Origin of the sequence: Ensifer sp. 2TAB8 (assembly GCF_052115125.1) — a bacterium.
Lineage (GTDB): Bacteria > Pseudomonadota > Alphaproteobacteria > Rhizobiales > Rhizobiaceae > Ensifer.
Genome location: NZ_JBFRGB010000008.1, coordinates 1 through 15,856, shown reverse-complemented (window position 1 = coordinate 15,856; position 15,856 = coordinate 1). Strand labels below are relative to the sequence as shown.

Below are 15,856 nucleotides of genomic sequence, written 5' to 3'. Positions count from 1 at the left end.
GAGGCACATGCGGCGTTTCTTTCTCGGCCTGCTGGCGCTCGGGGTTCTCGCGGTCGTCTCCCTGATTGTCCTGCCGAGCTTCGTTTCCAGTGACTGGATGCGCGCCGAACTCAGCCGTCAGCTCTCGAGTGCAACGGGCAGTTCGATCGCGCTGAAAGGCCCCGTCCGGCTCTCCGTCATCCCGCATCTGGCTGTTGTGGCCGAGGACGTTTCGCTCGACGCCGAAAGCGATGGCGTGACCGCCGAGATCGGCGAAGTTGCAGGTTCGGTGACGCTGTCCTCGCTCTGGGCCGACCGTTTGCACATCAGGGAAGTCCGGCTCATCCGGCCGCTCGTGGTGATACGGCCGATGTCGGAAACCGCGTCGACGGCAGAAGCCGGCGGCAGCGCCGGTGACAATGGCGAGGCCAAGCCGAACGATCCGCTCGCAGCCCTCGTCGCCTTCCTCGAACGAAGCGCCATTGATACGATTTCGATCACCGAGGGCACGCTGAGACAAGAGGATGCGGCCGGGGCGACCGAGGTCGTCAGCGATCTCGACCTTACGCTACAGGCTCCAGACATCGACGGAGAACTATCGCTGTCGGCTGGCGCCCGGCTCGACGACCGGCAGTATAAAATCGCACTTTCCGTCGCTCCGCTCCGCCCACTCCTCGAGCGGAAGCCGGCCGACCTCAGCCTCTCGGTGGAGACCGACCCGGCGCTTGCACCCGGCCTGACCCAGCTCAAGGCAAGCGGACAAGTGGCGCTCAACAGCAACGGCAGCTACCAGATCCGTGGTGGCAAACTGCATGTCGGGGACGAGGAGCTCAATCTCGATGCGCTGTTCATTCCCGGCGACCGGCCGCGGTTCATGGCCGACCTCAACGCCGATCGACTGGATTTCAGTGCCTTTGCCGGAACCAGCGGCTTGGGATCGTCGCAATCCACCGCAGGGACGCCTCAAAAGCAGCCTACCTCGGCTGGCTTGCAGGCACTTACCGGATTCGATGCCGATGTCAGCGTCACCGTGGGTGCTCTTACCATCAACGATATTTCCGCCTCCCATGTGGCGCTGACGGCGGCTCTTAAAGATGGGCTGCTGACGACACGGCTTGAACATCTCGGCATCGACGCCGGCGGCATTTCGGCCGAGATCTCCGCCGACGTCCGCAAGAACGAGCCGACGTTCAAGGGCCGCGTGACGAGCAAAGGGCTCGACATCTCCAAGCTCGCGGGCCTTGCCGGCCAGTCTTTTCCACTGTCCGGCACGCTTGCGGTGGATAGCGGTTTCGCGTTCCGCGGCCTTGGCGGAGATGCGTTTAGAAAGTCCGCCAACCTGAGCGGCACCGCAAGCTTGCGCGATGCGATCTTCATGGTACCCGGCGTCAACGATCCGTCGATGAGCCAGGTGAAGATCAAGAAGCTGGCGGTCAAGATCGACGATCTTACCAAGCCCGTGCTCTTTTCCGGCAACCTGGCCTGGCGTGGGAAGGCGGTCGATGCCGACTTGCGGCTGCCGGTGCCCGACCTGCTCTCGGGCTCGGTTCCGGATGAACTGCCCTTGAAGCTCGATCTGCGCACGCCGGAAGCGACACTCTCGCTCGACGGCAAGGCGGCACTCGGCGGCAACTATGTCGGAAAGGCGAACCTGGCGGTGGCGGATCTGCGCGCCCTTCTTGCCTGGGTGGGCCAGGGCGGCGGCGACAGCATCGAGCAATTCGCCCTCAAGGGCGAGGTCAATGCGGCCCCCACCGGCGTTTCGTTTCAAAAAGCCAGCCTTTCCGTCAATGGGGTCGAAGGGAGCGGCAACGGTTCCGTAGCACTCGGCACTCCGCTCAAGATTTCCGGCGCGCTTCATTTCGCCGAACTGGACCTGGCGCGGTTTGCCGGCGCCCGCCCCGCCGCGCCGCAAGCAAAGGGCAAGGCAAGCAGCCCCGAACCCAAAGACGCGCCGCTCGACCTGTCGTCACTTCGCACGATCGATGCCTCCATTAAGGTCGATGCGGTAAGGCTCGGCTATGGACGCGTTTTTGCGGGACCGGTGGCTACGACCCTGGTGATCTCCGAGGGTGTGGCGAGCCTCGACCTTCCCGAAAGCCCGTTCTATGGCGGCCGGATGGTCGCAAGTCTGAAGGCGGACGGTACCGGAGAGCAAGCTTCGATCGCTCTCAAGGCCTCGATCGCCGGCGCCTCGGCCGCCCCGCTGTTGATCGACCTCGCGAACTTCAAGCATCTCGAGGGCGCACTCCAGGCCCAGTTCGACGTCGCGGGGGCTGGCGCAACGACCGGCGCGCTCAAGCGCGCGCTTCAGGGCTCGGCAAACGTCCGCTTCTCCGACGGGGCGATCCGCGGCATCGACGTCGCCGACGTCTACAACAATCTCGTCGGCCTCATGTCGTCCGGCTTCAAGCAGAACGAGAACAAAGCGACGGGCTTTACCGAACTCGGCGCATCCTTTGCCATCGAGAACGGCGTCGCGCGAACCGAAGATATCAAGCTCGTCGGCCCGCTGGTGCGCATGAGCGGCAGCGGTGAGGCAAACCTTCCGGACGACCAGCTGAACTTCCGCCTGGATCCGCGCGTCGTCGCATCGCTCGAAGGCCAGGGCGCCGACATCGCAACCGAAGGCATCGGCGTGCCCGTGATGATCGAGGGCTCCTTCGCCGCCCCCCGCATCTATCCCGATCTGTCAGGCCTGCTGAAGAACCCGGACGCTGCACTTTCGGCGCTGAAGAAGCTCGGTCTGCCCACGGGCAAGCTGAAGCTCGACGAGCTTCTCTCCGGCGGCGGGAAGGCCGGAACGATCCGCGACATCATTGGTGGCGCGATCGGCAAGCCGCAGAAAGAGGGCGGGGACCAACTCTCCATCGAAGAGATCATCGGTGGCAAGGCGGCAGAGGGCAGCGAAACGCCGCCCGCTCCGCCGGCTGAAGAGCAAACCGTGACGCCCGAGGTGCCCGCCGAACAGCCGGCACCGGAGGCCCAGCAGCCCGACCAGCAACCGGCCGCTGAAACGGAGCAGCCGCAGGAAGAAGGCGGCACCCTGGGAAAGCTGTTCAACCAGCTTCTGCAGTAGCCGTTATATAAAGTGTCTGAGATCGCCGATCCGGCGGCCCATGTGGCCGCCGAAAGGCGTCACCCCAGGAGCTCGTATTTGCGAAGGATCGCCGCGATCTGCGCGTCCTGCTCTGCGTTCGGAAGCAGGGCCGGCTGGCGGCTGGCGCCGACAGAGGCGTCCTGCAGAAACAGTGCACGCTTGACCATGGCCGGAGCGAAGCCCAGGGCGTAGAGGTCAGTGCGGAAGGCGGCGAATATCGCCTGCTGCTTTTCGGATTCACCGATCTCGCCTGCATTGAAGGCGTTCAGGATGCCCGCAAGCACGTGCGGCATGGCGTTGCCGAGGCCCGAAATGCAGCCGGCCGCACCGTTTTGCAGCGCCCAGAGCACGAGGTGGTCAGGGCCGGAATAGACCTCGAAACCGTCGACTTCCTTGGCAACCTGCAGATAGGCCTCCAGCGTCTCCTTTGCGCCGCCGGAATCCTTGATGCCGGCAATGTTGCCGTGGCCGGCGAGTGTGCGCGCCGTGTCGGGCTCGATGTGGTTCTGCGTGCGGGCCGGAATGTCGTAGAGGTAGACGGGTGTCTTCACGGCATCGGCCACGGTCGAGAAATGGCGGACAAGGCCATCCTGGGTGCAGGCGATGAAAAACGGCGTGATCACCGCAATCCCGTCGACGCCGATCCGGTCGAATTCGCGCGCGAGCTTCACCGTCTCGAAGGTGGCCGGCATGCCCGCATTGACGATCACCTTGACGCGACCACCGACCTCGTCGACCACCTCCTCCGTCAGGCGCACCTTTTCCTCGAAGGTCAGGGCGGTGAAGTCACCGTTGGTTCCGGCACACATGATGTTATTGCCGGCCGCGACCTGGCGGTGGACCTGAGCGCGTGTCGCCTGGTAGTTGATGGTCTCGTCCTCGTTGAAGCAGGTCACGAGGGCAACGAAGGCTTGCTTGGTCATGCGGCTATTCCTTTGAATGGGCGCGCCTCAGGACGCGCGCTGAAGACGGGCGGCGCGATGAGCGGCCTGGACGTCGGGATCTGGGTCGAGGCCGGCGGCGAGCAGCGCACGCGTATAGTCTTGCTGCGGCGCGTCGAACACCTCGCGCACCGTGCCGAGCTCGACGATGTTGCCCTTCTGCATGACCATGACGTGGTCGGCGAAGTCGCGGACGACCGGCAGGTCATGGGCGATGAAGATGAAGGCGATGCCCATTTCCTTGCGCAGCCGGTCGAGCAGCGCGATCACCTGCGCCTGCACCGAAACGTCAAGCGCCGAGACCGCCTCGTCGCAGATGATAAGCTGCGGCTCGAGCGCAAGCGCGCGGGCGATGGCGATACGTTGGCGCTGGCCGCCGGAGAACTGATGCGGGTAGCGGCCCATGTGCTCCGGGCCGAGACCGACCTGCACCAGAAGTTCGGCCACGCGCTCGCGCCACTTCGCCTTGGGCAGGATATCCGGATGGATGACCCAGGCCTCGGAAATGAGCTGGTAGACGGTCATGCGCGGATTGAGCGACTGCGTCGGGTCCTGGAACACCATCTGCAGGTCGCGGCGCAGCTTGTAGAGTTCGGCAGGCGACATGGTGAAAAGATCGCGGCCCTTCCACAATGCACTGCCGCTATCCGGCTCGTCGAGACGCAGCAGGATACGCGCCAGCGTCGACTTGCCCGAGCCGCTTTCACCGACGACGGCCATGGTCTCGCCGGGCATGAGATCGAAGGACAGGCCCTTCAGCGCCTCGAAGGAGCCATAACGCTTGCGCACGTCGCGGACCGAGAGAACGGGCTCGGCGCGGACAGCCGGCGCATGCATCTCGCCCTTGCCGGGGGCGGCGGCAATCAGCTTCTTCGTATAGGGATGCTGCGGGTTCTTGTAGACCTCGCGCACCGTGCCGGCTTCGACCAGGACACCTTTTTCCATCACCACCACGCGATCGGCGATCTCGGCGACCACACCGAGGTCGTGGGTGATGATGAGGACCGCCATCCCGGTCTCCCGCTGCAACTCCTCTAGCAGGGCGAGCACCTCGGCCTGCACGGTGACGTCGAGCGCAGTCGTCGGCTCATCGGCGATCAGGAGGTCCGGTCGGAGCGCCAGTGCCATGGCGATCATGACGCGTTGGCGCTGGCCGCCGGAGAATTCGTGCGGGTACTTTTCCAGCGAGCGCTCGGGGTCGGGGATACCAACCCGGGTCAACAGCCGCAACGCCTCGGACGCGGCTTTCGTCGCATCCGTTCCGTGGGTGGTCAGCGCCTCGCGGATCTGCCAGCCCACGGTATAGACCGGGTTGAGATGGCTCAGGGGGTCCTGGAAGATCATCGCGATACGGCGTCCGTTGACCTTGCGCCTTTCCTGCGACGGCATCGTCAACAGGTCGACACCGTCCAGCAATATCTCGCCCGAACTGATACGCCCCGGCGGCATGTCGATCAGGTTCATGATCGCCGAGGAGGAAACCGACTTGCCGGAACCGCTCTCGCCAAGGATTGCGAGCGTCTCGCCACGGTCGAGATGGTAGGAGATGTTGCGAACCGCTTTCACAACGCCGACTGCGGTGTGGAACTCGACCGACAGGTCGCGGACTTCGAGGAGATGGTCAGCCATTCTTGCGACCTTTCATTTCGAGACGCCAGCGCTGCACCGGATCGAGCGCGATGCGCAGCCAGTTCGACAAGAGGTTCAGCGACATGGTGGTAAGGATGATCGCAAGGCCCGGCCAGAACGAAAGCCACCATGCGTTGGTGAGGTACTGGCGCCCCTGCGAGATCATCAGGCCCCAGGTGATTTCCGGCGGCTGGATGCCAATACCGAGGAACGAGAGCGCGCTTTCGGCCAGCATCACATAGGCAAAGTCGAGCGTCGCAAGCGTCGTCAGCGTCGGCAGCACCACCGGCAGGATGTGGCGGAAAAGGATGCGCTTGTTCGATGCGCCCATCACGCGGGCCGCCTGCACGAACATGCGCTCGCGAATCTCCAGCACTTCGGCGCGTGTGGTTCGCAGGTAGACCGGGATGCGGGTGATCGCCAGCACCAGCATGAGGTTCAGGACCGACGAGCCCAGAATATAAAGTACGATGACGGCAATCAGCAGCGACGGGAAGGACATGATGACGTCCGCGAGCCGCATGATGATCTGATTGACGCGCGGCGAGGAGAAGCCGGCGACAAGACCGAGGAAGGTGCCGACGGTTGCCGAAAGCGCGACGGCACCGGCGGCCACCATCAGCGTGTTCTGGGTGGCGACGATGATGCGGGCAAGCAACGGCCGCCCGAGGGCATCGGCACCCATCCACCAGACCCAGCCCCGCTCCCAGTCGAAGGGTACGGCGTTGCGGCCTCTGAGGTTCTGCTTGGTCGCGAGATCGCCGAGCCAGGTCGGCCCGATGATTGCGAGGATGAGAACGAAAAGCAGGAAGATCGCAGCGCAAAGCGCGAACTTGTCGGCAAGCAGCATGCGGAACATGCGGGTCGCAAAGCCCGGTTCTTCAGCGATGACGGTATCGGCGGTCTGCAGGGTCATGGTCCCCTCCTCAGTGCCGGATGCGCGGATCGAGCAGCGCGTAAGCCAGATCGATCAGCAGGTTCATGAGGAAGATCGCCAGCGCCGTGACGAGGATGGCGGCAAGCACGACATTGAAATCGCGCTGCAGAATGGAATCGATCATCAGCTTGCCGACGCCCGGAAACCCGAAGATGGTTTCGACGATCACCGCGCCGTTCAGAAGGCTCGCGGCCTGGTCGCCGATGACGGTGATGACCGGCAGCATGGCGTTACGCAACGCATGCACGAAGATGATCGGCCCGGATTTGACGCCCTTGGCGCGCGCTGTCTTCACATAGGCCGAAGAAAGCGCCCCGATCATCGAGCCGCGCACCACCTGTACGATGATGCCGAAAGGTCGGATGAACAGGACCGAGATCGGCAGGATCCAATGTAGCAACGACCCCGTGCCCGAAGTCGGCAGCCAGGCGAGGTTTACCGAAAAGACGACGATCGCGACGATGGCGATCCAGAAATCAGGAACGGAGGCGCCCACCAACGAGATCAGCGAGGAGAGCCGGTCGAAGAAACCGCCAGCGCGGAAAGCGGCGAGCGAACCGACGATAATTGCGGCACCGGCCACCAGCGTCATGGTGATGACGGCGAGCCAGAGCGTCCAGGTGAAGGCCTCGAGCACGACATCCAAGGCAGGCCGGGCCTTGCGCAGGGACTCGCCGAAATCGCCGGTGACGACGTCGCCGACATAGCGAGCGAACTGAACCAGCATGGGATCGTTCAAGCCATGCAGTTCGCGAAACTGCGCCTTCATCTCTGCGGAGGCTTCGACCGGCAGGAACAAGGCGGCCGGATCACCCGTCAACCGCGACAGGAAGAAGACCATGACGAGCAGCCCGACGAGCGAGATCAGACTGGCCACGGCGCGTTTTCGAACGAATTTCAGCATGGCGCCCTCGAAGAAATCCGGCGGCGGGATCATCCCACCGCCTTGATTGCTGTTGTGACTGGCGAACCGATCGTTCGCCAGGGCAGATTACTTGATCTTGATCTCCGAGAGCTGCAGCGTCCCGTTGGTCGCCATCGTCGGCTTGAAATCGAGCCGCTCGGAAACACGGGAGAAGCCTACCATGTGGAAGAGCAGGACGTCGGCAACGACGTCGTCGTGCAGATAGGCGATCAGCTCCGACCAGAGCTTGGCCCGCTCTTCGCCGACGGCAGCCGATGCACGCTTGATCAGGTCATCGACCTTCGGATCGGAGAAGCCGGACTGGGTGCCGTCTGTCGCGTATTTGAAGAACATCGAGAACGACGGGTCGCCCTTGGAATTGTCGTGCATGGCAGCGACAATCTGCGGGCCGCGGCCTTCCTTGAAGGGCTTCGAATAGTACTGCTCGTGCTCGGCAACCTCGACGAACTTCAGGTCGACCTTGAGGCCAACTTCCTGAAGCTGCGCCTGAATGGCCTCCATGATCTCGGTCACGTTCGGAAAGTTTGCCGAACGTGCGATGATGGTGATCGGCGTATCAACCTTCACGCCATCAGCCTTGGCTTCCTCAAGCAGCTTCTTTGCGCCTTCCGGATCGTAGGGGAAGACCTTGACGTCGGGGTTCCAGCCGAGCGTCGGCGGCGGCACGATCGCGGTGGCAAGCAGCGCGCTTTCGGGAACCAGGGTACCGAGGAAGGCCTGGCGGTCGATGGCGATGTTGAGCGCGCGGCGGACACGAACGTCGTTCAGCGGCTCGATGTTGTGATCGATGCGCAGGTAGACGGTTTCGCTGTCGAGGTAGGAAAAGTCCGTTGCCGGGTTCGTGGCGTCGAGCTGCGAGATCGACGGCGAAAGGTCGGCTTCGCCGGTCTGCACCATGGCTGCGCGCACCGACGGGTCGGCGCGGAAAAGATAGGTGGCTTCCGTCACTTCCGGCTTTGCGCCCCAATAGTCGTCACGGCTGGTCAGCACGATCTGCTGGCCCGGGGTCCAGTTGGTCAGCTTGTACGGACCGGTACCGACCGGTTCGCGTACGAATTCGAGCGGCGTTTCTTCCGGTACGATGGTGACGAGAGACATCAGCAGCGGCAGGATCGGCTGAACCGGATCGGCCTTGAAATCGATCGTATAGTCGTCGACCACGGTCGGCGTTACCGTGATGCCGCCGAAGTAGCGACGCGATTCACAGGCGTTCTTGTCGCTCATGATACGATCGAAGCTGTGCTTGACGTCCTTGGCATCGAAGGTCGTGCCGTCGGAGAACTTGACGCCCTGGCGCAGATGGAAGCGCCAGCTGCCATCGGCATTCTGCTCCCACTTTTCCGCCAGGCGCGGCATGACGCCCTTGTCGCCGCGGACGTCGAGCTCGGTCAGCGTTTCGCTGACGTTCTGCATGATGACGCGACCGATGTTCGAGCGCGTCGCCATGCAGGGCTCGAGCAGGTCTGCTTCCTCGGCCAGTACGATCTTGATCGGCCCGGATCCCGCAAAAGCGGGCGACAGGGCCGATCCCAGCATGAGTGCACTCAAGACCAATAGTTTCTTCACGGCATTTCCTCCCTAGTGAAATTCGTTCAGCCGGATGTTGCTTTTCCGGATCGCGCGGCGATCAGCGCCGCACAACCGATGAGCCCGCCGCCGCAAAGGGTGGTGAGGGCGATGTCTTCACCAAACAGCGCGAAGCCGCCGAGCGCCACGAGCGGCAGGCGCAGAAAATCGACCGGCGCGACGATCGTGGCCGGTGCGAGCGAAAAGGCATGGGTCATCATGCCCATGCAGGCGGTTCCGACGACGCCCTGCAGCGCCAGAAGCGTCATCTCTCTCGACCCCGGCATGGACCAGAAAGGCAGAGCGAAGAGAAGCGCAATCGGGACGGTCAAAAGAAGGTTCCAGACGACAAGCGTCGAAGTCTTATCGCCCTTCGACATGGACTTCAGGATCAACTGAATGGTCGACTGCAGCACAGCGCCCGTCAGCGCGAGAAGGATCGCAAGACTGAAACCGGTTCCGGAGGGACCAATGATCAGCATCGCGCCGCCGAAACCAAGCGCCACCGCGCCAATCATCGCCGGCCCGGGCTTTTCACCCAGCGCCAGCGCGGCGCCGAGCAACAGGAAGATCGGCGAGGTAAAGGCGATGGCCGTCACATCGGCAAGCGGGCCCCAGCTGAAGGCGGCGAAAAAGGCGACCATGGCGAGCAGCTTGAAGCCGGCACGGACTGCATGCTGACGCAAAGGGTGGCTCGACCTGAGCACGGACGGGCGCAGGGCGACCCAAGGCAAAAGGATGACCGCGCCGAAGAAAGCGCGGAAGAAGCCTATGACGAAGGGATGCACGGCGCCATTCAGCGCTCGCACGATCACCGCGTCGAGCGCTGCCAGGATCGCGGCACCGACCGCGAACATGACTGCCATCTTAGCCCCCCGAGGGCTGGCTTCCGGCATAAGATCCTCCTCCCCGGCATCCTCTCGCCGGCTTGTCCAGACAATCCACTTTTCGCTCAAGTTTGTCAAATTAATTCGCGATGTAAAATTCGTTCCATGACTTTTGTTCAAAAAATAATATATATATCAATGCGTTATTTAATTCTAAGAGGGAGTTATCTTGCATTTGTAACTTTATCAAACTTGACAACTTTGAAATTTTGGCGATTTTCAAAGCACAGAGGAGGAGCCCATGGACCCTGAAGAAATCGCCAGCAACATGAATGGCCAGCTTCAAACCGCGTCGCCCGGGCGCATGGAAGCGCTGTTGCCTTCGCCGATGATCCAAAACCATGCTGCCTTCCTGCATCTGCTTTCAGACGGCGCGCTCGTCTGCGCCTGGTTCGGCGGCACGCTCGAAGGCAAGTCGGATATCTCCATCTTTGCTTCCGTTCTGCCGAAGGACGCGACGCAATGGGGACCGCCACAGCGCCTGAGCTTCGACAGCGCGCATTCGGAGCAAAACCCGGTGCTCTTCAACGCGCCCGACGGCAGGCTCTGGCTCTTCCACACCTCCCAACCCTCAGGCAATCAGGATGAGTGCCGGATCCGGATGGCGGAGGTCCGCCGCGATGCTTCCGACCCGCTGGTACTAACGACCAGCGAAGGCCGCTATCTGGACCTTCCCCGTGGCTGTTTCATCCGCGCGCCCCTCGTGGTGCGCAGCGACGGCGCGTGGCTGCTGCCGATCTTCCGCTGCGTCCAGCGCCCTGGCCAGAAGTGGAACGGAAGCCACGACACGGCAGCCGTCGGCATTTCGCTTGATCAGGGAGCGACGTGGCAGCTGGAGGAACTGGATCAGTCCATTGGCTGTGTGCACATGTCCCCGGTGTCGCTCGGCGATGGTCGCCTTGCCGCTCTCTTCCGTCGGCGGCAGGCCGACTGGGTCTACAGGTCCGAGAGCCTCGATGAGGGCAGATCCTGGTCCGTGCCCGAGGCTAGCGACGTCCCGAACAACAACTCCTCGATCGCCGCCCATAGCCTCAACGACGGCCGGATCGCGATGATCTGCAATCCCGTCAGCGCAGCCGACACCGCCGAGCGGCGCGCCTCGCTCTATGATGAACTCGGCGAGGACGACAACCGCCCCGACGCCGACCCTACGGGAGGCTGCGTGCCGATCTGGGGCGTCCGGCGCGCGCCGGTCGCCCTCTGCCTCTCCAAGGATGGCGGCAAGACCTTTCCCGTCCGCCTGCTGATCGAAGACGGCCCCGGCACCTGCCTTTCCAATGACTCGACCGACGGCCGCAACAAGGAAATGTCCTATCCGTGGCTGCTCGAGGGGCCGGACGGCACCATGCACCTCGCCTACACCTACCACCGGCGCGCCATCAAATATGTTCGCCTGGCCCCTGGCTGGGACCACGCCGACCAACGGAGACCTTCATGAGCAACATCATCGGCATAACCATGGGCGACCCGTGCGGCGTCGGCCCCGAGATTTCGGTGCGCGCGCTGGCCGACATGTCGCAGCAGGAGCGCGACACGGTCCGGATTTACGGCAATCTCGCCACGCTCGAAGCGGCCCGGACCGCTCTCGGACTTGAGGTTGATCTCACCGGGCACGTCGTAGATCTGCCGATCGAGGGCGCACCGCTTCCCTGGGGGCAGTTGAGCCCGGTCGCCGGCGACGCCGCCTTCCGCTTCATCGAAAAGGCGGTGCGCGACGCTGAAGCCGGCATCATCGGCTGCATCGTCACCGCGCCCATCAACAAGGAAGCGCTGAACCTTGCCGGTCATCACTATGACGGCCACACCGGGATGCTGCGCAGCCTGACGGGCTCCAAGGCGGCCTATATGCTGCTTGCCTCCGAGCGCCTCAAGGTCATCCACGTCTCGACCCATGTGGCGCTGCAGGAGGCGATCCGGCGCTCGACGACCGAACGGGTTCTCGCCACGATCCGCGCCGGCGACGCCCATCTGAAACGCATCGGTTATGCGGCCCCCAAAATCGCCGTCGCCGGCATCAATCCCCATTGCGGCGAAAACGGCCTGTTCGGAACCGAGGACGACGACCAGATCGCGCCGGCCGTTACGGCGGCGCGGGCGGAAGGCATCGACGCCTATGGGCCGATCTCCGCCGACACCGTGTTTCACCGCGCCTATTCGGGCGCCTTCGACCTCGTGGTCGCGCAGTATCACGACCAGGGGCACATCCCGGTGAAACTCGTCGCCTTCGATACCGCCGTGAACGTATCGGTGGACCTGCCGATCGACCGAACCTCCGTCGATCACGGCACGGCCTTCGACATCGCCGGCAAGGGCATTGCCAATCACGGCAACATGAACTCCGCCATCGCCTATGCCCGCAAGCTCGTGGCGGGCGACGCCAAGCGAGGATGACACCATGACCATCGCCCCCATTACCCTTCATCAGCCGCGTCGCCTCGCCGTCGGCGCCGGCACGATCGCCGAGGTCGGCGCCTGGGCGGCCGACGCCCGTTCGGTGCTCGTCATCGCAACGCCGATCACCGCCGGCTTCGTCGATCGCCTGAAACTCGCCGGCCGCGTCACGGTGTTCGACGCGATCCCGGGCGAACCCGATGTCTATACCCTGAACGCCGCGCTCGACGCCGCGCGCCAGAGCAAGCCGGACCTGGTCGTCGGCCTTGGCGGCGGATCAGTGCTCGACGTCGCCAAGCTGGTTGCCGTGCTTTGGGATTCGGAGCAGACGCTGACCGATGTCGCCGGACCGAACCGGGTTCTCGGCCGCAACACCCGCCTTGCCCAGGTCGCCACCACCGCCGGCACCGGCTCGGAGGCCGGTATCCGCTCGCTGATCACCGACCCGGCCAAGGGAAACAAGATCGCGGTCGAAAGCCCGCACATGATTGCCGACTTCGCCGTTCTCGATCCAGAGCTCACCTATTCCGTACCGTCGGCGGTAACCGCTGCTACCGGCGTCGATGCCATGGCCCATTGCGTGGAAGCCTTCACCAATCGCCGCGCCCATCCGATGATCGACGGCTTTGCCCGTATGGGCTTCAGGCTCGTGGGCAAATATCTCGCCCGCGCCGTCAGGGATGGATCAGATACCGAGGCACGCGAAGGCATGATGCTGGCTTCCTACTACGGCGGCATCTGCCTTGGGCCGGTCAACACCGCCGCCGGCCATGCGATCGCCTATCCGCTCGGCACGCGGCTTCGCCTGCCCCATGGCCTGGCAAACGCCATCATCTTTCCGCATGTGCTCGCCTTCAACCAGCCGGTTGCGGCAGGCAAGACGGCGGAAGTTGCCCAAGCCCTGGGTCTCGGGGAAAGTCTCTCCGCCCGAGAACTTCTGGGCGCCGCGCGTGGCTTCTGCCGCGATCTTGGTATCGAAATGTCGCTCGCTGCCCACGGCGCAAGTGCCGATGACCTGCCGCTCTATGCCAGCGAGGCGCATGCAAACCGCCGCCTGATGGACAACAATCCGATCGACATGAGTGCCGAGGACGTACTCGCCGTCTACAAGGCAGCTTTCTGATCCATCCGTTGGCGCAAAGAACAAAACCCCGGCGGCTTGCCGGGGTTTTCGCATTTTGAGGCGGCTACTTGCTCGCCTGGAACAGGCGCTCGCGGGATCCGGAAAGGTGTTCGTGCATCAGCTCTCTCGCCTTTGCAGCTTCTCGGGCAGCAATGGCTTCGGCGATCGCCTCGTGCTCTGCGAAGACCCGCGTCAAGCCGGTGGTTTCGCGTTTGACCGAAGCACCGTGAAACCGCATGCCGACGGCGATGTGATCCTTGAGCGCTTCCATCGCTGTGAAGAAATAGCTGTTCTGGGCGGCGCGCGCGATCGCAAGATGGAACTGGAAGTCCGCATCCTCCCGGTGCGATTGCCGGTTGGTGGCGTCCCGCATCAGTTCCAGCGCCTGGCGGATGGCGGCCAAGCTGGCCGCGTCGTGCCGCTCTGCGGCCGCGGCGGCCGCCGCCGGCTCGACAGTCAGGCGGAACTCGTAGCAGTTCAGAAGATCTGCTACGTTTTCCAGTTGTCCGAAGCCAAGGGGCTCACGCATGCCGACGGCGCGAACGAAGCTGCCGGCGCCGCGGCGCGAATAGATGAAGCCCTGCTCGCGCAGCCGGCGCAGCGCTTCGCGGATGATGGGGCGCGAAACCTCGAACTCGCTTGCCAGCTCGTGCTCGGTCGGCAAGCGTTCGTCCGGCTTGTAGGCGCCGGACTTGATCGCACGGTGCATGCGCTCAAAGACGAGATCGCCGAGGCTCTTGCGTGCTGTTCCGTTCTCCAGTCCCATCCGTCATCCCATCTTGCGGAGGACAGCCTCCGCGATTTCCCTCAGCGTGCCCGGCGCACCGAATCCGCCAGACTTGGCGATGATGCAACGTCCGTCGACCTCAGCCAAGCCCAGGCCCGGCAGGCATTCGCCCAGCAGGCGAAAACGCTGTACGCCCATCTTTTTCAAAACCGCCTCCGCGGTTGCGCCGCCGGACAAAAGCACCGTTCCTGCCGCTTCGACAAAGCCCGGACAAACGCTCTCGGCAAGCGCCTCGGAAACCGCTTCCGGTGTCACCTCCCCTTCGCCCGGCACCGCCTGAACGAGCGTGATCGCGCCGGCGACGTCGCCCGCTCTCACAAGCCGGCCGTTCGGCGCCGGCAGATAGGATAAAGCGAGGGCATCGCGAAGCGCATCGATCTGGGCAAGGGTAATCGGATCGCGGGATCCGATGACGAACAAGGCCGGGCCGGCCGACACCTCGGCAGCTCGCGCTTCTGCGCCGCCACTCATGCGCTCGGCAAGCGCCTCGGCGAGGCCACGCGCGCCGATCAGCAGGTCCGTGCCGTTGCCTTCCGCGTCCTCAAGCAAATCACGCATCTCGGCCTCGGTGGATGCATCCGGGATCGAAGCCTTTGCCGCATGTCCGCCGAGCCTCTCGGCAACGGAAATCGGCACCTCCACCCCAAAGCCTTGAACGCGGCCGGATACCACCACCCGGCCAAAGGCCGGAATGGCCGGCGCCACCAGCGCAGCACGAAAGGACATCGCGTCGAGTTCGGCAACGATGTTGCCCTTCAGACGGGAGTCGACCTTCTTGAAGATCCGCGAACCCGAAGGCAGCGCGGCGAGAGCGGCCTCGGCACGCCGCCTGGCATTCTCAGTGCTCAACTCGCGCGAGCCGAGATTGATCGAGAGTACATCCGGACCCGCCCTCAGCGCATCGCCGATCGCTTCGACCGCCAATGCAACTTCGACATGGAAGCCCCTCGCAGCAAACGGCGCCGCGGCATCCAGTGCGCCGGTCAGGTCATCAGCGACAATGGCGAGCATCTAACAGATCCAAATATTTGTTGTTATCTTTATAACCAATTTTTCTATTGAAATGTCAATATTTTTTGAGATCTATTTACAAGTAAGAGCCCGTTTAACCGTGTACGTTCGCCATCCGCCGCCGTGTTTTTCCACGCGCCGCGGGCAAGACCAAGGAGTTAGAGCCCATCGGCGATCGGCTGATCTTCGTAGACGATTGTGATCCCCTGGCACGCGGTTTTCAGATAGGATAACGGATCGGAACAACAGTCTGCGAGACGCCGGGCTTGCGGCTGCTGTCGTCGGCGACTGTGCGATGCCGCGGCGCCCCTCCGAAGGCGCCGCGACCGCGACAACGGCGCGCCAGCCAATTGGCATGAGTAGTTTAAAGTGGGTTCGCAATGACGATAAACACGAAATCCAACGATGCTGCAGCCAACCGCCTCAAGATTGGCTTCGTTCTCGCCCGGTCGTTCACACTTTCGGCTTTCGCCCTCTTCGTCGATACGCTTCGGCTGGCAAGCGACGAACTCGACAAATCGGGCCGCGTGCGCGCCGATTGGCAGGTGCTCGGCAACACGAGCCATCTGATCGCATCGAG

Annotated in this window: 12 protein-coding genes and 1 pseudogene; 5 read left to right on the top strand and 8 right to left on the bottom strand. The window is 63.4% G+C overall.

All coding sequences use genetic code 11. The annotated features are described in order from the left end of the window. Positions 1–7 precede the first annotated feature (7 nt). Positions 8–3,058 carry an AsmA family protein gene (locus AB4Z53_RS15170; protein WP_441596489.1) on the top strand — a complete coding sequence of 1,017 codons (3,051 nt, stop codon included), beginning with the start codon at positions 8–10 and terminating at the stop codon, positions 3,056–3,058. 59 nt (positions 3,059–3,117) lie between these two features. Here AB4Z53_RS15170 and AB4Z53_RS15165 read toward each other — a convergent pair whose 3' ends face one another. The 6 genes from AB4Z53_RS15165 to AB4Z53_RS15140 all read right to left on the bottom strand — a co-directional run bounded on the left by AB4Z53_RS15165 (position 3,118) and on the right by AB4Z53_RS15140 (position 9,943). Next, complete coding sequence (locus tag AB4Z53_RS15165) at positions 3,118–4,002, bottom strand: dihydrodipicolinate synthase family protein (protein WP_113539842.1); 885 nt, start codon at positions 4,000–4,002, stop codon at positions 3,118–3,120. 27 nt (positions 4,003–4,029) lie between these two features. After that, on the bottom strand, positions 4,030–5,649 hold the full coding sequence (locus AB4Z53_RS15160; RefSeq protein WP_113539843.1) for an ABC transporter ATP-binding protein: 1,620 nt from the start codon (positions 5,647–5,649) through the stop codon (positions 4,030–4,032). Beyond that, positions 5,642–6,565, bottom strand: coding sequence for an ABC transporter permease (locus AB4Z53_RS15155; protein ID WP_113539844.1), 924 nt, complete (start codon positions 6,563–6,565; stop codon positions 5,642–5,644). The genes AB4Z53_RS15160 and AB4Z53_RS15155 overlap by 8 nt, the downstream gene beginning before the upstream one ends. Positions 6,566–6,575: 10 nt before the next feature. Further along, positions 6,576–7,490, bottom strand: coding sequence for an ABC transporter permease (locus AB4Z53_RS15150; RefSeq protein WP_223730347.1), 915 nt, complete (start codon positions 7,488–7,490; stop codon positions 6,576–6,578). A gap of 87 nt (positions 7,491–7,577) precedes the next feature. Continuing rightward, positions 7,578–9,047 carry an ABC transporter substrate-binding protein gene (locus AB4Z53_RS15145; protein WP_441596629.1) on the bottom strand — a complete coding sequence of 490 codons (1,470 nt, stop codon included), beginning with the start codon at positions 9,045–9,047 and terminating at the stop codon, positions 7,578–7,580. A gap of 56 nt (positions 9,048–9,103) precedes the next feature. Continuing rightward, a complete protein-coding gene (locus AB4Z53_RS15140) occupies positions 9,104–9,943 on the bottom strand; it encodes a DMT family transporter (RefSeq protein ID WP_291158235.1) in 840 nt (279 codons plus the stop codon). A 262-nt stretch (positions 9,944–10,205) separates the two neighbouring features. Between AB4Z53_RS15140 and AB4Z53_RS15135 the strand changes: the two genes are divergently transcribed. The 3 genes from AB4Z53_RS15135 to AB4Z53_RS15125 are packed head-to-tail and all read left to right on the top strand — an operon-like array spanning position 10,206 to position 13,478. Next, positions 10,206–11,402: a sialidase family protein gene (locus AB4Z53_RS15135; RefSeq protein ID WP_441596488.1), complete on the top strand. Its 1,197-nt coding sequence runs from the start codon at positions 10,206–10,208 to the stop codon at positions 11,400–11,402. Then, positions 11,399–12,355 (top strand): 4-hydroxythreonine-4-phosphate dehydrogenase PdxA, encoded by a 957-nt coding sequence (gene pdxA / locus AB4Z53_RS15130; protein WP_113539847.1) that lies wholly within the window; start codon positions 11,399–11,401, stop codon positions 12,353–12,355. Before AB4Z53_RS15135 ends, pdxA begins: the two co-directional genes overlap by 4 nt. A 4-nt stretch (positions 12,356–12,359) precedes the next feature. Next, positions 12,360–13,478, top strand: a complete 1,119-nt coding sequence (locus AB4Z53_RS15125; RefSeq protein WP_441596487.1) for an iron-containing alcohol dehydrogenase — start codon at positions 12,360–12,362, stop codon at positions 13,476–13,478. A gap of 64 nt (positions 13,479–13,542) precedes the next feature. On the opposite strand, the gene AB4Z53_RS15120 is transcribed toward AB4Z53_RS15125, so the two are convergent. Continuing rightward, on the bottom strand, positions 13,543–14,244 hold the full coding sequence (locus AB4Z53_RS15120; protein ID WP_441596486.1) for a FadR/GntR family transcriptional regulator: 702 nt from the start codon (positions 14,242–14,244) through the stop codon (positions 13,543–13,545). A gap of 3 nt (positions 14,245–14,247) precedes the next feature. Beyond that, a complete protein-coding gene (locus AB4Z53_RS15115) occupies positions 14,248–15,276 on the bottom strand; it encodes a four-carbon acid sugar kinase family protein (RefSeq protein ID WP_441596485.1) in 1,029 nt (342 codons plus the stop codon). Between the two features lie 380 nt (positions 15,277–15,656). Between AB4Z53_RS15115 and AB4Z53_RS15110 the strand changes: the two are divergent. Further along, positions 15,657–15,856 (top strand): annotated as a pseudogene (locus AB4Z53_RS15110) (GlxA family transcriptional regulator); the annotation flags it as partial.